The sequence below is a fragment of the Chitinophaga sp. ARDCPP14 genome (genome assembly GCF_051362515.1).
In the GTDB taxonomy this organism is placed as follows: Bacteria; Bacteroidota; Bacteroidia; order Chitinophagales; family Chitinophagaceae; genus Chitinophaga.
The window spans coordinates 555,684-575,390 of the sequence record NZ_JBKIXB010000004.1 but is presented as its reverse complement, the minus strand read 5'-3'; the positions used below and the strand labels follow the sequence as shown (position 1 = coordinate 575,390).

17 protein-coding genes and 6 tRNA genes are annotated in these 19,707 nt (G+C 45.7%); 20 read left to right on the top strand and 3 right to left on the bottom strand.

Annotation, left to right across the window (positions count from 1 at the left end):
* Positions 1–38: 38 nt before the first annotated feature.
* Entirely contained in the window at positions 39–2,996 is a 2,958-nt protein-coding gene (locus tag ACLHR0_RS14815) for a DNA polymerase III subunit alpha (protein ID WP_436487542.1), read from the bottom strand.
* Between the two features lie 5 nt (positions 2,997–3,001).
* Positions 3,002–4,213: a DNA polymerase IV gene (gene dinB, locus ACLHR0_RS14810; protein ID WP_429051151.1), complete on the bottom strand. Its 1,212-nt coding sequence runs from the start codon at positions 4,211–4,213 to the stop codon at positions 3,002–3,004.
* Positions 4,214–4,521: 308 nt separating this feature from the next.
* Between dinB and ACLHR0_RS14805 the strand changes: the two genes are divergently transcribed.
* The gene (locus ACLHR0_RS14805; protein ID WP_370912177.1) at positions 4,522–5,193 is read left to right on the top strand and encodes an SdpI family protein; all 672 of its coding nucleotides are present in this window, start codon (positions 4,522–4,524) and stop codon (positions 5,191–5,193) included.
* A 93-nt stretch (positions 5,194–5,286) separates the two neighbouring features.
* Here the strand turns inward: ACLHR0_RS14805 and ACLHR0_RS14800 are convergent, their stop codons facing one another.
* Complete coding sequence (locus ACLHR0_RS14800; RefSeq protein WP_436487540.1) at positions 5,287–5,736, bottom strand: hypothetical protein; 450 nt, start codon at positions 5,734–5,736, stop codon at positions 5,287–5,289.
* A 109-nt stretch (positions 5,737–5,845) separates the two neighbouring features.
* Here ACLHR0_RS14800 and ACLHR0_RS14795 point away from each other — a divergent pair, with 109 nt between their 5' ends.
* From ACLHR0_RS14795 to rpoB, 19 genes are all read left to right on the top strand, one after another.
* Complete coding sequence (locus ACLHR0_RS14795) at positions 5,846–6,598, top strand: XRE family transcriptional regulator (RefSeq protein ID WP_079470680.1); 753 nt, start codon at positions 5,846–5,848, stop codon at positions 6,596–6,598.
* A gap of 262 nt (positions 6,599–6,860) precedes the next feature.
* A complete protein-coding gene (gene rpsU, locus ACLHR0_RS14790; RefSeq protein WP_079470678.1) occupies positions 6,861–7,058 on the top strand; it encodes a 30S ribosomal protein S21 in 198 nt (65 codons plus the stop codon).
* A gap of 86 nt (positions 7,059–7,144) precedes the next feature.
* Complete coding sequence (locus tag ACLHR0_RS14785) at positions 7,145–8,086, top strand: tyrosine-type recombinase/integrase (protein ID WP_436487598.1); 942 nt, start codon at positions 7,145–7,147, stop codon at positions 8,084–8,086.
* Between the two features lie 161 nt (positions 8,087–8,247).
* Positions 8,248–8,547: an HPF/RaiA family ribosome-associated protein gene (locus ACLHR0_RS14780; protein WP_079470676.1), complete on the top strand. Its 300-nt coding sequence runs from the start codon at positions 8,248–8,250 to the stop codon at positions 8,545–8,547.
* 235 nt (positions 8,548–8,782) lie between these two features.
* A tRNA-Thr gene (locus tag ACLHR0_RS14775) sits at positions 8,783–8,856 on the top strand.
* Between the two features lie 57 nt (positions 8,857–8,913).
* Positions 8,914–8,995: transfer RNA gene (locus tag ACLHR0_RS14770), tRNA-Tyr, on the top strand.
* 198 nt (positions 8,996–9,193) lie between these two features.
* Positions 9,194–9,266: transfer RNA gene (locus ACLHR0_RS14765), tRNA-Gly, on the top strand.
* A 23-nt stretch (positions 9,267–9,289) separates the two neighbouring features.
* Positions 9,290–9,361: transfer RNA gene (locus tag ACLHR0_RS14760), tRNA-Thr, on the top strand.
* A gap of 114 nt (positions 9,362–9,475) precedes the next feature.
* Positions 9,476–9,549 (top strand) — tRNA-Lys (locus ACLHR0_RS14755).
* Between the two features lie 72 nt (positions 9,550–9,621).
* On the top strand, positions 9,622–10,809 hold the full coding sequence (gene tuf, locus ACLHR0_RS14750; protein ID WP_370912179.1) for an elongation factor Tu: 1,188 nt from the start codon (positions 9,622–9,624) through the stop codon (positions 10,807–10,809).
* 101 nt (positions 10,810–10,910) lie between these two features.
* Positions 10,911–10,981, top strand: a tRNA-Trp gene (locus ACLHR0_RS14745).
* A gap of 100 nt (positions 10,982–11,081) precedes the next feature.
* Positions 11,082–11,282, top strand: coding sequence for a preprotein translocase subunit SecE (secE, locus tag ACLHR0_RS14740; protein WP_079470674.1), 201 nt, complete (start codon positions 11,082–11,084; stop codon positions 11,280–11,282).
* On the top strand, positions 11,283–11,849 hold the full coding sequence (gene nusG, locus ACLHR0_RS14735) for a transcription termination/antitermination protein NusG (RefSeq protein WP_079470673.1): 567 nt from the start codon (positions 11,283–11,285) through the stop codon (positions 11,847–11,849).
* An 89-nt stretch (positions 11,850–11,938) separates the two neighbouring features.
* Positions 11,939–13,126 (top strand): transglutaminase domain-containing protein, encoded by a 1,188-nt coding sequence (locus ACLHR0_RS14730; RefSeq protein WP_436487537.1) that lies wholly within the window; start codon positions 11,939–11,941, stop codon positions 13,124–13,126.
* Between the two features lie 227 nt (positions 13,127–13,353).
* Positions 13,354–13,797 carry a 50S ribosomal protein L11 gene (rplK, locus tag ACLHR0_RS14725; protein WP_079470671.1) on the top strand — a complete coding sequence of 148 codons (444 nt, stop codon included), beginning with the start codon at positions 13,354–13,356 and terminating at the stop codon, positions 13,795–13,797.
* Between the two features lie 44 nt (positions 13,798–13,841).
* The gene (rplA, locus tag ACLHR0_RS14720; RefSeq protein WP_089902929.1) at positions 13,842–14,531 is read left to right on the top strand and encodes a 50S ribosomal protein L1; all 690 of its coding nucleotides are present in this window, start codon (positions 13,842–13,844) and stop codon (positions 14,529–14,531) included.
* A 58-nt stretch (positions 14,532–14,589) separates the two neighbouring features.
* Positions 14,590–15,117, top strand: a complete 528-nt coding sequence (gene rplJ / locus ACLHR0_RS14715; protein WP_079470669.1) for a 50S ribosomal protein L10 — start codon at positions 14,590–14,592, stop codon at positions 15,115–15,117.
* Positions 15,118–15,213: 96 nt separating this feature from the next.
* The gene (gene rplL, locus ACLHR0_RS14710) at positions 15,214–15,585 is read left to right on the top strand and encodes a 50S ribosomal protein L7/L12 (RefSeq protein WP_370912181.1); all 372 of its coding nucleotides are present in this window, start codon (positions 15,214–15,216) and stop codon (positions 15,583–15,585) included.
* 219 nt (positions 15,586–15,804) lie between these two features.
* Positions 15,805–19,614: a DNA-directed RNA polymerase subunit beta gene (gene rpoB / locus ACLHR0_RS14705; protein WP_370912182.1), complete on the top strand. Its 3,810-nt coding sequence runs from the start codon at positions 15,805–15,807 to the stop codon at positions 19,612–19,614.
* The last annotated feature ends 93 nt before the right edge of the window (positions 19,615–19,707 follow it).

The window sequence follows — 19,707 nt, the reverse complement described above, 5'->3', positions numbered from 1 at the left end:
CCCGACATTTGTCACAAAAATACAACAAATTGTCGGGATTATGTTTTTTTATCTTCAAAATAACCAATCTTCCACATCTTATTGATTTCCAATTGTATCACGCCGTATTCCTCCGCCACCCTGCCTTGCAGCACATAAAAGCCGCCCTTTTGAAAGGGATATTGCCGCAGGCTGTCCGGGAAATGGATAGTATCCATAAAGGCGCCGTCGCGGTCAAGGAAAGTACCAAAGCACATCGGTTCACCTTTGCTGCTCCGCAGAAATTTGTTGGTTACCAGGTAGCCAAGTGTGGTAACCTGCTGACCGATATACTTTCCGAACTCACGGACAGGCATATACGCACTTTGATCGTGCTGCAATACTTTAAAAGGTGATTGCAGGGGGAAGCCCAGCAGATCTATTTCATCAAAGGCATCTTCATGGGCGTGATAAGCGAGGGTGGGCAGTTCACAATTAACAGTAGTGGTATTGCCAAACAAAGACATGCTGTGTGGATTGGTTTCTTTCTTGCTTACCAGCAAGCTGCTTTTCCACAACAGTTCTTTTTTAGTGTAGCCGGTAAAATTAAAACAACCAATGCGGATCAGTATTTCCAGCTGTTCCGGGCCCGGCGAAATCCGGCTGGTAAAATCTTCCAGGTGCAGAAACGGACCATACTGTTCGCGGTCTTTCAATATTCTTTCTGCCAGTAATTGTTCCAGTCCCTCTACATGGATCAGTCCTACGTACACCTCACGGCCGGTAATATTAGTGGCATAGTCGCTGTGGTTAATACAAGGCGGGTGCAGTGTTACCCCGGTTTTCAGTAATTCCCGGAAATATAATTCCCGGTTGTAGAAGCCACCGAAGTTGTTGATAACAGCCACCATGAACTCTGCGGGGAAATAGGTTTTCAGGTAAAGGCTTTGGTAGCTTTCCACTGCGAAGCTGGCGGAGTGGGCTTTGGAAAAGGAGAAGTTAGCGAAGCTGGCGATCTGCCGCCATACTTCTGCAGATACTTCCGGCGGGCGTTGCAGGCGTTCGCAGTTATCAAAGAAACGTTTTTGTATTTCCCTGAAATCATTGGACCCGCGGTATTTCCCTGCCATGGCCCTTCGCAGGCTATCTGCATCCGCCAGTTCCATATCTGCGTATTTGTGCGCTACTTTAATAACATCTTCCTGGTATACCATAATACCGAAGGTATCTTTCAGCAGTTCTTCGATAACAGGATGAAGGTAAACCACTTCCTCGGGGTGCCGGTAGCGGTGTATGTATTGTTTCATCATGCCCGATTGCGCTACGCCCGGCCGGATAATAGAACTTGCCGCCACCAGGGTAAGGTAATCATCACATCCCAGTTTCAGCAGCAGTTGCCGCATGGCAGGCGATTCTATATAAAAACACCCGATGGTATTTACACCGGACAGGTTTTTACGCACCAGCGGATCCAGCTGGAAGGCTTTTACATCATGGATGTCTATATCCACATCCCGGTTTTTTTTGATGATATCAATAGCGTCACGGATATGCCCGAGACCGCGCTGGCTGAGGATATCAAACTTATGCAGCCCTATCCTTTCCGCCTGCCACATATCCAGTTGCGCGGTTACAAAACCTTTGGGTGGCAGGTAGGTGGTGCAGAACTGGTGAATAGGCGCATCGCTGATAAGAATGCCGCCGGCATGAATACTGAGATGATTAGGGAATGCTTTTTCCTGATCCATCAGGTTACTGAAGTATGCTATTTTCTGGTGGATGCTGTCGGCTTCCAGGTTAACCTGGAAGCCGTTTTCGAGGATTTTATCGATTTCCTTTTTGGGTAGACCATAAACTTTTCCCAGTTCGCGGATCACAGCATTGGTTTGAAAGGTGGTCACGGTGCCCAGCAGGGCCGTGTGTTGCGGACCATACTTGTCAAAAACATATTGGATAATTTCATCCCGGTCGCGCCATGAAAAATCGATATCAAAATCCGGAGGCGAAGTACGGTAAGGGTTCAGAAATCTTTCAAAATAAAGATCCAGTTCTATGGGATCTACATCTGTAATTTTTATGCAGTAGGCAATAATGGAGTTGGCGCCGCTTCCACGGCCTACGTAAAAGAGTCCGCGTTCCTGCGCATAGCGTATAATATCCCAGGTGATGAGGAAATAAGATTCAAAATTTAGTTGCGCAACAATTGCCAGTTCTTTTTCGATCCGCTGAAGAGCTTCTTCATGATGTTGGCCATAGCGATACATCATGCCTTCCAGTGCAAGCTCCCGCAGCTTTGCGCGATCTTCTTCCACGCTGCCGAGGAAGCATTTTTTATTACGGGAGATGGAATGATGGATATCCATTTCTATGTGGCATGCTTCCATCACTTCCACTGTTCGCTGTACGATATACGGGTAATCTGCAAAGTGTTCCACGAGGGAAGCGGGCGTAACAAATTGTTCCTGCGGATGGCCTGTCATGGCTGGTTCCAGCTGCGTGATCAGGATGTTCTGATCGATGGCGCGCAGCAGTTGGTGTAATTCATAATGGGTGTTGTCCTGGAAGGTGACGGGTTGAAGGATCACCAGTTTATCGCGGAGGGCAGTGGTAGCTGTTCTGAATAATTTATTGCGTTGCCAGGGCTTTACACCAATGAGCTCATGGGGCGCTAATGTTTCAGGGGCGCGGGTTCCCAGCGCATAAATCACCCAGGTGTGTGGGATAACGGGCGCCTGATCGGGAAAAGGTTTTTCGGATTGCAGGTGTTTGGATAAGAAAACATTGATATGATGCCAGCCTTCCTGGTTGCGTGCCAGCAGGAGATATTTAAAATCGTTTCCGTTTCTGCATTCCAGTCCGAGTATAGGTTTAATATCGTGTTTACGGCAGAGGTCTACGAACTCCCAGGCGTCGGAGGTGATGTTGATGTTGGTGAGCGCAAGTGACCCGATGCCCAGTTCATGCGCCTTTTGCACCAGCATTTCTGCGTGCATGGTGCCATAGCGCAGGCTGAAAAATGTTTTGCAGTTAAGGAACATGATGTTTATTTAAAGTATGGCATGATATCTTTTTTCGGGGTGTGCAGGTCTTTCTTCCCGGGTGGTATGACGTTGGTTCCTTTCATGAGATATTCCCATCCGAAGCGGTTTTTAATCTGATCGATGGCCTGGTATAAGGCGATCATTTCCTGTTTATCGTCGAACAGGCTGATTTGGTAGTTGCCATGTACAAGGTGGCTGAAACGCACGCCTATGAGGCGAACGAGCAGCCGGCGGTCGTACAGTTTTTTGAAGAGGTCTTTTACTTTTTCCAGCAACACATGATCGGCGCAGGAGTAGGGGATCGACATTTGTTTGGTGACGGTTTCAAAATCGGAGTACCGGATTTTGAGGGTGATGCAGCCGGTCAGTTTATTTTGCTGCCGCAGTTCGAATGCAATTTTCTCCGTCATACGCACCAGTTCGGCGTGGAGAAATTGCATATCGATCGTATCTGCGGGAAATGTACTTTCCGTCGAGATAGATTTCTGTTCATAAAAAGGCACCACCGGCGATTCATCGATTCCATTGGCTTTTCTCCAGAGGGCTATTCCGTTTTTTCCCATCCATGCTTCCAGCAGGGAGATGGGCACTTCGCTCAGTGTCTTTACGGTTTCTACGCCTCGGCGCCTCAGCAGGGCGCCGGTTTCACGGCCTACCATTGGAATCTTTTCTACCGCCAGCGGCGCCAGGAAATTTTTTTCTTCTCCGAACAGGATTTCAAGCTGACCATTAGGTTTGGCTTCATCGGTGGCTACTTTGGAAACCAGTTTGTTGGAGGCGAGTCCGAACGAAATAGGCAGTCCGGATTCTTTCATGATGGTTTTCCGTAGTTCCGAAGTCCATTTCAATGAGCCAAAGAACTTATCCATGCCGGAGAGGTCGAGATAAAATTCATCGATAGATGATTTCTCGTAAAGCGGTGCCTTTCCGGCGATGAGTTCCGTGATTTCCCTGGATTTGGTGCTGTACAGTTCCATGTCCCCGCTGCGTACAATGGCGTGTGGGCAAAGCCGCAGGGCGGTTTTCATGGGCATGGCGGAATGAATACCATACCGCCGTGCTTCGTAACTGCAGGCTGCTACTACCGCACGATCACTGCTGCCGCCTACCAGGATTGGTTTACCGAGGAGGCGACTGTCCCGCTGGCATTCCACTGATACAAAGAAGCAGTCCAGGTCGAAGTGCGCTATTGTTCGCTGTTGTAAAGTGATCATACTGGTAATGGTTTATGGATAAACAAAGGACGGAACAGGGCAGGCTGTTAAAAGCGATTACGGATGGCGGACCGGGCAGAGGGAGGATAGTATAGCAGCAGGCCTGCCAGCCGGGATCACTTTTATATGTGGAGTAAAGGTACTAATTTATTTAGTAATGCTAAGAAAATTAGTAAAAAATATTGAAATTTCCGGTCGGTTCAATTTTCGTAACTTTAGTACAACATATCTGGCAATCAATATGTAATAGATAAGAGAATGGGAATGAAGGAAAACAGGGAGTATGAGAACATTTAAACTGATCTCACATGAAAAAACCGGATTTTACCAGGGAATTACTTATCCTCGCTTTGCTGCTGGTGCCGATGGTTTATCTGGCGGTTGTCTTTAAAGACTTACCAGTTGTTTTATCCAATACTGTTAATGCGGCGGGTTCTCCTGAGATGGGGACAAAAAATGACTTCCTGCTGCTGATGATCTTTCTCTTTTTTACGAATGGGTTGATTTATTTTCTGTTCCGCTATATTCCGCGTGCCGGCGAAACGCAGCTGCGGCCGTCTGCCATTGAGATGGAGCATAAAGAGTATTACAGGATCCGCTTTCTGATCCATTCTTACCAGGCAGTGTTTACCTGTATTATTATTTTCCTGGTCAGCCAGGGCAAGCCGTTTATCATGGAGCGCTGGGCCTTTATAGGTGTGGGTTTGCTGATTGTGGGCATAGGCGCTTACCTGCGCAAGCTGAAGCCGAATAATTATGTGGGGGTGAGAACGCCGTGGACCCTGCAAAGCCCCGAGGTATGGATGGAAACGCATCAGATGGCGAGTAACCTGTGGATCAGCGCTGGTGTGGTGATTATCATAGCCGGATTTTTCCTCTCGCTTATCACCGGGGTGTTTATCATATTTTTTGCGGCGATTGTACTGGCGGCATTACCCTATATTTATTCCTTCAGGTTATATAATAAGGATAAAGGATAATTCAGTGGTCAATCAATACATCGGAAAAAGGAATGGCGTCCCTGACAGGGGCGCCATTTAATTTTATCAGTTGCCGGATTCACCGGAAAAGGCTTAGAACCAGGCTTTGCCGAGCGCTTCCCGGAAAGGCCATGGGATAAGGGCCAGTATAACGATGAAGGCAAGACCAAAGAAGATCAGGCCCAGTTTATGTTTCTGTGCATCCGTGGCTGCTTTCTTTATTTTTGATTTACCGATATGTACCAGTGCAATGGCGATGATGGCCATTACTTCGTGTTCTACCGTAAAGAATCGTAAAACAGGGTCTTTCATGGCTCCTCCCATATTAGCTATACCTGCCTGGGAAAGGGGGCTCATAAAAAACAGGATCAATCCTACTACCAGCTGCAAATCGCAGCATATCATGAAGAAAAGCCCGGCTTTGCTGTCTGCTGCGGTGAACGGTGTTTTGCCTGTTACGCCTTTCAGGGAGCGGATAACCGCCCAGAGCCCTGCCAGCAATATAGCCCATCTTAAGAACGAGTGTACATAGTTTATTAACATATCGAGTTGGATTTTACCGGGCAAAAATAAGCGAAGCGCCCCGAATATATTTGGTAATTCATAAAAATATTTGCTAATTTTGTTAGCAAGGTACTAAATTATTTAGGTTATGTCCGTAGTATGTCAGAATTTGAAATACCTGCGTAAGCAAAAAGCCTGGACGCAGCAAGAGTTTGCCGATAAACTCGGTATCAAGCGTTCGCTGTTGGGTGCATATGAGGAGGAGCGTGCAGAACCCCGTACAGAGATCCTGGAACAGGTAAGTGATATGTTCCGGGTGTCTATTGATGATCTGCTTCGTCGTGATCTTGGCTCCCAGAAAGATAATTTCCTGGAGAAGCGCCGGCAGCTCAAGCTGGGAAGTTCCCGTCAGGCGATTCAGTTTGTGCCGGTAAAAGCGGCCGCCGGTTACCTGGCCGGTTATAATGATGATGAGTTTATCGAGGAATTGAACACGTTCACACTGCCCATGCTGGGTGCGGGTGATTACAGGGCATTTGAAATAGCGGGAGATTCCATGCTGCCGGTTACCTCGGGTTCTGTAATCGTTTGCCACAAGGTAGAGGGGTGGGACGAGATCAAGAACAATGAAACCTATGTGGTGATCACCTCCCGTGAAGGCATTGTTTTTAAAAGGATCCTGAAAAACAACCGTTCCAAATCGAAGATTACGCTGGTGTCTGACAATCCGCAGTTTGAGCCTTACGGCGTGGATATGGAGGAAGTGCTGGAATTGTGGCAGTCGGATGCCGTGATCAGTAAGGCAGGACAACAAAGCCGGATGAGTGTAAACCACCTGGCGGATATGGTGAGCCACCTGCAGGACCAGGTAAGCCTGTTGAAGAAGAAGTTGAAGGACTAAATTGAGTTTATTATACAAGCGGCTGGACCAGAGGTGCTTATGTGCTCCGGTCCAGCCGTCATGCTATATCCTTCGTAAAGGCTGAGGGCGGTGATTTCCTGTTTGTGCCTGCCGGACGCCTCGCACCGGTTCCGGAATTTTATGGCCGATTGGGTGATCTTTATGGAGAGGAAGGCGGGGAAATGGAATAATTCTTTTGGTCTTTTGTTTTTTTACAAATCTTGTGTTATCTTTGCGTTCCTAAAAATAAGAGGCAAAAATTATGTTGATCATTGATTCTAAAGATTGCGAAAACATAGACAAGGCGCTTAAAAAATATAAAAAGAAGTTTGAGAAAGCTCGCATTTTATTGCAGCTGAGAACGCGCCAGTCTTTTACTAAACCATCTGTTAAACGTCGTAACCAGGTGTTAAAAGCCGTTTACAAACAGCAGTTGGCAACAGGTAAATTTGAAGATTAATATTGCTTAGGCGATAAGCCGTTGGCAACTCAAAATATTTGATGATTGTAAGGTTATTTAATAACTTTACAATCATCAATCTTTTTGTGTTGAACGAAGCTTTATATTCCTTAGCAGAGCGATTCATATCCTATATCCAGCTCGAGAAACGGTATTCAGCGCACACCTGCACTGCCTATCGCAACGATCTTTTCCAGTTTTTTGATTATGTGACCCTCAGTTATGGCAGTACGCCGGTTGGGGACCTCAGTCATATTATGATCCGTAGCTGGCTGGCGAAGCTCATGGAAGATGCCATGACCGCCAAAAGTGTTAACCGCAAAATCTCCACACTTAAATCCTTTTTCAAATTCTGTCTGCGTCAGGGCCTTATTAAACAGTCGCCTATGATTAAGGTCATTGCGCCCAAGATCAGCCGTCGTTTGCCCGGCTATATTGAGGAGAAGGGGATGCAGGCGCTGGAAGACAATGTGAGCCCGGTTTCAGTCACCGCCCTGCACATCTTTGCCAATGATTTCGAAGGCATTACGCACCGGCTTATTTTTGAGATCTTTTACCAGACGGGTATCCGTTTGTCGGAATTGATTGCGTTGCAGGAATTCCGGGTAGATGAGGGGAACAAATCTGTGAAGGTGATGGGGAAAGGGGGCAAGGAGCGGATCATACCGGTTAGTCCGGAGCTCCTGGCACAGATGCGTGCATACATGGATGAGAAGCGCCGTTGCCTGGAGGAGTTTGAGAGCGGGGTATTGCTGGTGCATCCGCAGAGCGGCCGCCGTTTATATCCCAAATATGTATACCTGACAGTGCGGAAGTATCTCACAGAGCACCAGATTACCACTTTAAAGAAAAAGAGTCCACATATATTACGGCATACGTTTGCCACACACCTTGCGAACAATGGTGCGGATCTGAATGCGATCAAAGAGTTGCTGGGGCATTCGAGCCTCGCAGCCACACAGGTTTACACGCATAATACTATTGAGCAGTTGAAGAAGGTGTATAAGCAGGCGCACCCGAAAGCGTAGCAGTTATTTTAAGCTTTTAACAAAATATTACGCAGCTAAACAGCATTGCATTGCAAAAGTGACTATATTAGTAATCAAGTTCATTATGCTAAAAGAGAATGCCTATGACCTTCCTTTACTAACTAGAACCTAGATTGTTAAATATTTAAAAAATTAGTGCTATGAACGTACAAATTCAAACTGTGCATTTTGATGCTGATTCCAAATTGATAGATCATGTGAACAAGAAAGTTCAGAAACTGAACACTTTTTATGACCGTATCATTAGCGTGGATGTATTTTTAAAAGTGGATAATTTAGCGCATCAAATTAAAGATAAAATAGCCGAGATAAGAGTCCGAATACCCCGTCAGGACCTGTTTGTTAAGCACGAGTCCAAATCCTTCGAAGAGTCCTTCGACCTTGCCTTTGAATCCCTCGTTGAGCAGGTAAAAAGAAAGAAGGAAAAGAAATTTCAATAATTCTCTGAAATAATTTTGGAAATATTAATCTCTTTGCTACCTTTGCCATCCCGATTCAAAAAGAGGGTTGGTAAAGGTAGCAAAGTTCTTTATGGTAGCGCGTTTTCGGGGAAGCAGATAAATTTTTAGATATTTGTAACAAACTGAAAAAAAGATTTTGAGAATTGAAAAAATCTCTTAATTTTGCGCTCTCTTTCAACGAGTTACTTTATTGAAAGAATGTTTTTTGAAAGATGCCAGCATAGCTCAGTTGGCCAGAGCTACTGATTTGTAATCAGTGGGTCGGGGGTTCGAATCCCTCTGCTGGCTCATCGATTTTTATTTGGTTGTTTATTAAGCCGGATGACAAAATCAAAAGATAGTTAGGGGCAGGTTCCAGAGCGGCCAAATGGGGCGGACTGTAAATCCGCTGACTACGTCTTCATAGGTTCGAATCCTATCCTGCCCACAAAAACAGCGTGTTCCGCTTTTGCCCTTCGCAGAGGCGGAACATAGTTGTTGAGTAGAGGGTGAGAAATTCAGAAGTAGTAGACAGCATACCCTAACCTGTGGTACAACAGCCTTTAAAGCTCTTATTTTTATTCTAATAATTCTATAAGTGGAAAGTTGCAGTGTTGTTTGCCGGAAGCTTAGTGAATTAAAAAATGCGGGAGTAGCTCAGTTGGTAGAGCGACAGCCTTCCAAGCTGTAGGTCGCGGGTTCGAACCTCGTCTCCCGCTCGTATTTTAAAGCAATTTTTCAAGCTGTTGTAGCTCAGGGGTAGAGCACTTCCTTGGTAAGGAAGAGGTCGAGAGTTCAATTCTCTTCAACAGCTCATTGAATTTTAGAAGAATAGTTGTAGTGAATTTTTCAATCGCCTCAACAAACTCCATAAAATTCGAATTTCGGAATTCGAATTTGTAAATTCTGCACTCCGAAATTAAAACTTAGCGTTGTAGCTCAATGGAAGAGCAACCCATTTTTATTTAGGGAAGGCCATGAGTTCAATTCTCATCAACGGTACAAGTTTGTAAAACCGTTTTTTTAAAACAACAATCAATACAATCTTTACAAACCATCTAAAAAGAAAATACAATGGCAAAAGAAACCTTCAAGCGGGATAAACCCCACGTAAACATTGGTACCATCGGCCACGTGGATCATGGTAAAACTACTTTGACTGCTGCCATTACCACAATTTTGGCAAATAAAGGTCTGGCAGAGAAGAGAGGATATGATGAGATCGATGCTGCTCCTGAAGAAAAAGAAAGAGGTATTACTATCAATACAGCTCACGTTGAGTACCAGACAGTTGCTCGTCACTACGCTCACGTTGACTGTCCTGGTCACGCGGATTATGTGAAGAACATGATTACCGGTGCTGCTCAGATGGACGGTGCTATCCTCGTGGTGGCAGCTACAGATGGTCCTATGCCGCAAACAAGAGAGCACATCCTGCTGGCTCGCCAGGTAGGTGTACCTCGTATCGTAGTATTCATGAACAAAGTTGATCTGGTAGACGATCCGGAACTGCTGGAACTGGTAGAAATCGAAATCCGTGATCTGCTGTCTTCTAACGGTTTTGACGGTGATAACGTTCCTGTAATCCAGGGTTCTGCAACCGGCGCACTCGCTGGTGACGAAAAATGGGTTGCTGCTATCGACCAACTGATGGAAGCTGTTGATACTTACATCCCACTGCCTCCACGTCCGGTTGATCAACCGTTCCTGATGTCAGTAGAAGATGTATTCTCTATCACTGGTCGTGGTACAGTTGCTACAGGTCGTATCGAACGCGGTCGCATCAAAGTTGGTGAGAACGTTGAAATCGTAGGTCTGCAGGAAGAACCACTGAAATCTACTTGTACTGGTGTTGAGATGTTTAAGAAACTCCTCGACGAAGGTGAAGCAGGTGATAACGCTGGTCTGTTACTCCGCGGTATTGAGAAAACTCAGATCCGTCGTGGTATGGTTATCTGCCAGCCAGGTTCTATCAAACCTCACTCTGAATTCAAATGCGAAGTATACGTACTGAGCAAAGAAGAAGGTGGCCGTCACACTCCGTTCTTCAACAAATACCGTCCTCAGTTCTACTTCCGTACTACTGACGTAACCGGTGAAGTTGAATTACCAGCAGGTGTTGAAATGGTTATGCCTGGTGATAACGTTAGCCTGACAGTTAAACTGATCCAGCCTATCGCTATGGACAAAGGTCTGAAGTTCGCTATCCGTGAAGGTGGTCGTACAGTAGGTGCAGGTCAGGTTACTGAAATCCTGAAGTAAGCATCTGAATTATATTAAAAGCCATTAGCTTTGGCTGTTAAATGTCAACATTTATTTATATATTTGCTGGCGCTGAAAGCTGAGTGCTAATGGCTTTATACACGGGTATGGTGCAACGGTAGCATACGGGTCTCCAAAACCTTTGATCTGGGTTCGAATCCTAGTACCCGTGCAAGGTTTAGAAAATAATTAAATGGTTGAGTTGTTACAAGAAAACAAGTCAACCATTTTTAGGCTTTAAACAATTGACCATAAATAGTTAACTTTATATAATGAATAAGATCAGAAACTATTTCCGCGAGTCTTATCATGAATTGGTTTACAAGGTGTCCTGGCCTACCTGGCAAGAGCTCCAGTCTTCTACCATGATTGTGCTGATAGCAACAATATTTGTTACCGGGCTGGTTTGGGGTATGGATGCCGCTTCCAACTTCGTGTTAACTCACTATTACCAAATTTTCAAAGCTAAATAAATGGATGCAGCCAATCTTCCTGCTCAGGAAACAAAGTGGTATGTACTCCGCGTTGTTAGTGGCAAGGAAAAAAAAGTGAAGGAATACCTGGATATTGAAGTACGCCGCTCCGATTGGGGTAACGTAATCAGCCAGATCTTCCTGCCGGTAGAAAAAGTTTATAAAGTGCAGGCTGGTAAAAAAGTGATGCGCGAAAAGAACTTCTATCCCGGATATGTGATGATCGAAGCAGTAGATGGTAAGATGACCGATGAAGTAATACAGGCAATACGCAACGTATCCGGTGTTATCCACTTTCTCGGAAAGGAAAAGCCTATCGCACTCCGTAAATCTGAAGTAAACAAGATGTTAGGTAAGGTGGATGAACTGAGCGATCAGGGACTGACCATGAGCGAGCCTTTCATTGTTGGGGAAACCATTAAGATTATTGATGGTCCGTTCAACGACTTCAATGGTGTGATTGAGGAAGTAATTGAAGACAAGAAAAAACTGAAAGTAACTGTAAAGATCTTTGGCCGTGCTACTCCGGTAGAGCTGAACTTTATGCAGGTAGAAAAGCTTTCTTAGTAAGTTATATAACTCTTTATTGAAAAGCGTTCCGTTTTATGCGGAACGCTTTTTCTCGTTTATCCAATATAGCTCCTATATCTATTGATATGAAGTCAGTGATTACTGTAATGCTCGGACTCCTGCTGGTTACTGCTGCAGGCGCCCAGTCCGGGAAATCTGTTAAGCCGGCCGCAACGGCGGCCATTATTTCCATCCCGGAAGAGGCCACCACTTCTCCCGAGCTAATGGCCAAATGGCTGAAAGCCCATACAGGAAACGGTGTGGCATTGCAACGTGCTTTGTTTAACTGGATGGCTACGCACATCGCCTATGATGCAGAGAATGTAAACCGTGTAAGCAGTTACCGGGATTCTGCAGCGGCGATGTTGAAAACGTTGCGTACCCGCAAGGGACTCAGTACTGATTATGCGGTATTATATGCCCGGGTATGCCGGGAGGCCGGTATCACAGCCGTGGTGGTAACGGGTTACGGATTACAGAACGATATTATGCTGCCAACCGGTTCGCACGACTGGGTGGTGGTAAAGAACGGAAGTCAGTGGACGATAACAGATCCCACCTGGGGAGCCGGGGTGGTGGATAACGGCCGTTTTATTCAGCGGACTAACTGGACGTGGTTCCAGTCGGCGCCGCAGATAGCGGTAAAAACCCACATGCCTTACGACCCGATGTGGCAGATGTTGCCGTTTCCGCTGCGTCATGATGAGTTGGGCAGCCAGGCTTTTGCAGCTGCGGCCAAACGCCCCGTTTTTGCTTATAACGATACCCTGAATAACTGGTTCCGGCAATCGCGGCTGCAGCGGTTACAGTATGCAGCTGCGAGGATCCGGCGGTTTGGGGGAGCGGCCAATCCGTTCATTATGACGGAGCTGGACTGGATGGACCAGTCGATAAAGGTGCTGGCGGCCAACCAGGAAATTGAGATGCGGAACCGGCGGGTGGATCAGTTTAACGGGGTGAGCCGGGATTACACAGACGTGGTGAGGTTATATAATGAGTATGTGGACTTTAAGAACCGTGAGTTTGTACCGGAAGTAAAGGATGAGGTATTGAGGAAGATGATCGACGGGATAGCAGGGAAGCTGGCAGCAGCGGAGAAGGCACTTTCGGGGCTGGAAGGTAATGATGATGCGATGAGCGCTAATATAGCGGCATTGCAGCAGGCGGTTACCGGGATGAAGGAAAAGGTGGGAAATGAGCAGTTGTTTGTAGGTAAGTATATAAAGACGGAGAAAGGGAAGCGGAAAGAATTGTTATATGCAAGTGGGAGATAAGTTGTAACTTTGCCGGCTTCGGAGAGTAAGGAAATTTTATGGGAAATGCAATAGATTTGTAAAAAAAATCCCATCCAGAGCAAAAAGGATGCCCAATTTCAAATACTTTTTGACAATTTCATAATAATATATACCTTTGCATCCCCTTTAAAAGGTTATTTTTAGTCTTTTACTTTTGGGAGTCTTCTGTTTGGCAGAGGGCGTTTAACCAAATTAAATTAAGAAACATGGCAAAAGAAATCGCAACGTACGTGAAATTGCAGGTGAAAGGCGGCCAGGCCAATCCTGCACCTCCAATTGGTCCCGCGCTGGGTTCCAAAGGTGTGAACATCATGGAGTTCTGCAAACAGTTCAATGCCCGTACCCAGGATAAAATGGGTAAAGTATTGCCTGTGTTGCTGACTGTTTACACTGACAAATCTTTCGACTTCGTAATTAAAACTCCTCCGGCACCTGTACAGCTGCTGGAAGCTGCTAAATTGCAGAGTGGTTCTAAAGAACCTAACCGTAACAAGGTGGGTAAAGTTTCCTGGGCTCAGGTAGAAGCTATTGCACAAGACAAGATGGCTGATCTGAACTGCTTTACGCTGAACAGCGCTATGAAAATGGTAGCTGGTACTGCTCGTAGCATGGGTATTACTGTTGATGGTAAAGCCCCTTGGGAAAACTAATTGTTTCACCCTGTTGAGGCAGGATCTTAAAATCATTTTGACAAATGGCAACTAAAAAGAGAAAAGTAGCTGACGCTAAGCTCGAAAAAAATAAGGTTTACAGCCTGAAAGAGGCTTCCAGCTTAGTTAAAGATATTAACTGTACTAAATTCGACAGCTCTGTCGATTTACATATCCGCTTAGGCGTTGATCCTAAGAAAGCAGACCAGGCTATCCGTGGTTCCGTAACGCTTCCACACGGTACTGGTAAAACTAAGAAGGTGTTAGTGCTTTGCACACCTGATAAAGAAGCTGCTGCAAAAGAAGCAGGTGCTGATTTCGTTGGACTGGATGAATTCATCCAGAAGATCGAAGCTGGCTGGACTGATGTAGATGTAATCGTAGCTACTCCATCTGTAATGCCGAAGATCGGTAAACTGGGTAAGATTTTAGGTCCTCGTAACCTGATGCCAAACCCTAAGACCGGTACTGTTACAAACGACGTTGCAGCTGCAGTGAACGATGTTAAAGGCGGTAAAATCACTTTCAAGGTAGATAAGGCTGGTATCATCCATGCTTCTATCGGTCGTGTATCTTTCGCATCTGATAAAATTGAGCAGAACTCTTTAGAGCTGATCAATGCTATCATCAAGCTGAAACCGGCTACTGCAAAAGGTACTTACCTGAGAGGTCTGTCTATGGCTAGCACCATGAGTCCTGGTATTGTTATCGATACTAAATCTGTTCAAAACTAATTGATCACGAGTTGTAGCCGTTATCTGCAAAGATGGGGCTTGCTACAAACGTTATAATATGAATAAAGATCAAAAAAATGATGCGATCGAACTGCTGAAAAGTAAGTTCTCTCAATACAGCAACTTTTATGTCACTAATACCGAATCATTAACGGTAGCGCAGGTGAATGACCTGAGGAAAGTGTGCTTCGACAAGCAGGTGGAAATGAAGGTGGCTAAGAACACCCTGATCCGTAAGGCTTTGGAATCTCTGGACAGCGAAAAATATGCAGGCGTGTTTGACAGTCTGCATGGTGTAACTGCCCTGATGTTCTCTGACAGCCCGAAAGAGCCGGCTCTGATCATCTCTGCATTCCGTAAAGCGAACGGTAAACTGGAAAAACCAGTACTGAAAGCTGCATTTGTTGCTGACGAAGTATTCGTAGGCGACAACCAGCTGGTTGCTTTAACCAACATCAAGACGAAGAACGAGCTTATCGGCGAAGTTATCGGTCTGTTGCAATCTCCTGCAAAGCGCGTTATTGCTGCTTTACTGGAAAAAGGCAAGAAAGAAGAAGCTGGGGTGGAAGCACCTGCAGCAGAATAGTGTGGATGGCCTTTGGCTACCCGCATTCAAAATTGGCTTCCAAGTCACAATATAATTAACAACAACATTACAAACATTACATTAAAACATTATAAAATGGCAGACGTAAAAGCATTAGCTGAACAATTAGTAGGTTTAACTGTTAAGGAAGTACAAGATCTCGCAGATGTACTCAAATCTGAGTATGGCATCGAACCAGCTGCTGCTGCAGTTGTAGTTGCTGCTGGTGGTGGCGAAGCTGCTGCTGTTGAAGAGAAAACTGCCTTCAACGTTGTACTGAAAGCTGCAGGTGCAAGCAAACTGAACGTTGTTAAGATCGTTAAAGATCTGACCGGCTTAGGTCTGAAAGAAGCGAAAGAACTGGTTGACGGTGCGCCTAAATCCATCAAGGAAGGCGTTAGCAAAGCTGAGGCAGAAGACCTGAAAGCTAAGCTGACCGAAGCTGGTGCTGATGTTGAGATTCAGTAATTCTTTGCTTAAGTATACATCTTTTAAAGGTCAAAAGTGCTTTTGCACTTTTGGCCTTATTCCCTTTGGGAAAGTGTCTTTTTCAGAGAGTCAAAACGGGGGAATCACTAACAGGTGACTTTGACCACGTGCAGAAGGCATAAATAAATTGGGATGGTATTGGCAAAGAAATCTTAATTTCCCTAATTCTTACAAGTCATATAACTGCTAACTTCGAATATGTCTCTAAAAAAAGCCCAAACAAACGAAAGAGTAAATTTTGGAAAGATCAAACAAGTTACTGAGACACCGGATCTGTTGGCTATCCAAATCCAATCTTTCAAGGATTTCTTCCAATTAGAAACCACACCAGACAAGCGAAACAACGAAGGCCTTTTTAAAGTATTTAAAGAGAACTTCCCGATTACGGATACCAGAAATATCTTTAATCTGGAATTCCTTGATTATTTCGTGGATCCGCCGCGTTATACGATCGAGGAGTGTATTGAGCGCGGGCTTACTTATTCTGTACCGTTGAAAGCGAAACTCCGCCTCAGCTGTAATGATGAGGAGCATGTGGATTTCCAGACGATTGTCCAGGATGTGTTCTTAGGTAACATTCCTTACATGACTCCAAGAGGTACTTTCGTTATTAATGGTGCTGAGCGTGTTGTTGTATCCCAACTGCACCGTTCACCTGGTGTTTTCTTTGGTCAATCTGTACATCCGAACGGAACCAAGATCTACTCTGCAAGGGTGATCCCGTTCAAGGGCGCATGGATGGAGTTTGCAACGGACATCAACAACGTGATGTACGCTTACATCGACCGTAAGAAGAAATTCCCGGTTACCACCCTGTTGCGTGCCATCGGCTATGAAACAGATAAAGATATTCTGCAGCTGTTTGGCATGGCAGATGAAGTAAAAGCAGACAAAAAAAGTCTTGATAAATATGCCGGCAAGAAGCTGGCTGCCCGTGTTTTAAGAAGCTGGGTGGAAGACTTTGTGGATGAAGATACCGGTGAAGTGGTGAGCATCGAGCGTAATGAAATTATGCTGGAGCGCGATAGCATCCTGGATGAAGCGAATATCGAAACCATTGTAGACATGGGATTGAAAAGCGTGTTTGTTCAGAAGGAAGAGGTGAGTGGTGATTTCTCCATCATCTACAATACATTAAACAAGGATACATCTAACTCTGAGCTGGAAGCCGTTCAGCACATCTACCGCCAGTTGCGCGGAGCGGATGCGCCGGATGATGAAACAGCAAGGGGTATTATTGATAAATTGTTCTTCTCCGACAAACGTTACGATTTAGGTGACGTAGGTCGTTACAAGATCAACAGAAAATTAGGTCTTCCTACTCCGTTAGACATGAAAGTGCTGACGAAGGACGACATCATCTCCATCATCAAGTACCTGGTACAGCTCACAAATGGTAAGGCAGAAATCGATGATATCGATCACCTGTCTAACCGCCGTGTACGTACTGTAGGCGAGCAGTTATATGCTCAGTTTGGTGTTGGTCTTGCACGTATGGCACGTACCATCCGTGAAAGAATGAACGTACGTGATAACGAAGTATTTACGCCGGTAGACCTGATCAATGCGAGGACCCTGTCTTCCGTGATCAACTCCTTCTTTGGTACTTCCCAGTTGTCACAGTTCCTGGATCAAACGAACCCGCTGTCTGAAATCACCCACAAACGCCGTATTTCCGCTCTCGGACCCGGTGGTTTGAGTCGTGAAAGAGCAGGCTTTGAGGTGCGTGACGTTCACTATAGCCACTATGGCCGTTTGTGTACGATTGAAACACCGGAAGGTCCGAACATTGGTCTGATCTCCACCCTTTGCGTTCACGCGAAGGTGAATGAGATGGGCTTTATTGAAACGCCTTACCGCAAAGTAAGAGATGGTAAAGTGGACATGCATAAAGTGGAGTTCCTGAGCGCTGAGGAAGAAGATTCTGTGAAGATTGCACAGGCCAACGCCCCACTGGATGACAAAGGACACTTTATAAATGATAAGGTAAAATCCCGCGAAACCGGTGACTTCCCGATCCTCGACAGAGAAGAAGTGGAATTCATGGACGTGGCGCCTAACCAGATCGTAGGTTTGAGTGCATCACTGATTCCGTTCCTGGAGCATGATGATGCCAACCGTGCGTTGATGGGATCAAACATGCAACGTCAGGCCGTGCCACTGCTGAATCCGGAAGTTCCTATTGTAGGTACCGGCCTGGAAGGCAAGGCAGCGCGTGACTCCCGTTTGCAGATTACTGCAGATGGTAATGGTGTGATCGAATTTGTGGATGCAAATGAAATCCATGTTCGTTACGAGCGTGATGAAATGCAGAAACTGGTGAGCTTTGAAGACGATCTGATCGTTTACACACTGACCAAATTCGTAAAAACCAACCAGAGCACCTGTATTAACCTCAGACCTTGCGTTAAGAAAGGTCAGCGTGTTAAGGATGGCGACTTCTTAACAGAAGGTTATGCTACCCGTGGTGGTGAACTGGCGCTGGGACGCAACCTGAAGGTGGCGTTCATGCCATGGAAAGGTTACAACTTTGAGGATGCGATCGTAATTTCTGAGCGTGTTGCACGTGAGGATCTGTTTACTTCCATCCACATTGATGAATATGAACTGGAAGTTCGTGATACCAAACTGGGTGAAGAAGAACTGACTCCGGATATTCCTAACGTAAGTGAAGAGGCTACAAAAGACCTCGACCAGAACGGTATCATCCGTGTTGGTGCACACATCAAGGAAGGCGATATCCTGATCGGTAAAATCACTCCGCGTGGTGAATCTGATCCTTCTCCTGAAGAAAAGCTGTTAAGAGCGATCTTTGGTGACAAGGCTTCTGATGCGAAAGATGCTTCATTGAAAGCGCCTCCGTCAACAGAAGGTGTGGTGATTGATAAGAAACTGTTCAGTCGCGCCAAGAAAGATAAAAATTCCAAAACCCGCGAGAAAGCAGCTATCGAGAAACTGGAGAAAATTCACCAGAAGAATGCGGAAGACCTGCTGGAAGTGCTGATGAGCAAGTTGCTGGTATTACTGAAGGATAAAACCTCTCAGGGTATTACCAATACTTACGGTGAAGTGTTGATCTCAAAGGGTTCCAAGTTCTCTCCAAAGAACCTGGTAAATATTGATTTCATGAACGTGAATCCGCTGGGCTGGACAACAGACGAAGTGGTGAACGATCAGATCAATACCCTGCTGCATAACTATAACATCAAGTTCAACGAAGAGCTGGGTCGTTACAAACGTGAGAAGTTCAACATCTCTATCGGTGATGAGCTGCCAGCGGGCGTACTGAAACTGGCAAAGGTTTACCTGGCCAGCAAGCGTAAGTTGAAAGTGGGTGATAAGATGGCGGGACGTCACGGTAACAAGGGTATCGTAGCCAAGATTGTGCGTGATGAAGACATGCCGTTCCTGGAAGATGGTACACCACTGGATATCGTACTGAACCCACTCGGGGTACCTTCCCGTATGAACCTCGGACAGATCTATGAAACCGTATTAGGTTGGGCAGGTCTGAAACTGGGCGTACGTTTTGCGACTCCGATCTTTGATGGTGCTACTACAGACGAAATTGCTGATTATATCAAGGAAGCAGGCTTACCTAGCTTTGGTCACGCTTACCTGCATGATGGTGAAACGGGCGACCGTTTCCACCAGAAAGCAACCGTAGGTGTTATCTACATGCTTAAACTGAGCCACATGGTGGATGATAAGATGCACGCCCGTTCAATCGGACCGTACAGTCTCATTACCCAACAGCCGCTGGGTGGTAAAGCCCAGTTTGGTGGTCAGCGTTTTGGTGAGATGGAGGTATGGGCACTGGAAGCATATGGTGCGTCCAACATCCTGCAGGAACTGCTTACAATTAAATCCGATGATATCGTGGGTCGTGCCAAAGCATATGAATCTATCGTGAAAGGAGACAACATACCGAAAGCCGGTGTGCCTGAATCCTTCAATGTATTGATCCATGAATTGCGTGGTCTGGGTCTGGATCTGAAATTTGACTAAGAGCTTTTAGCTACCAGCCATTGGCAGTGATGCCAGTGGCTGATAGCTTGGATATTTCGCAGGAATAAAATTTTTGTCGCTGGCTTACCACCA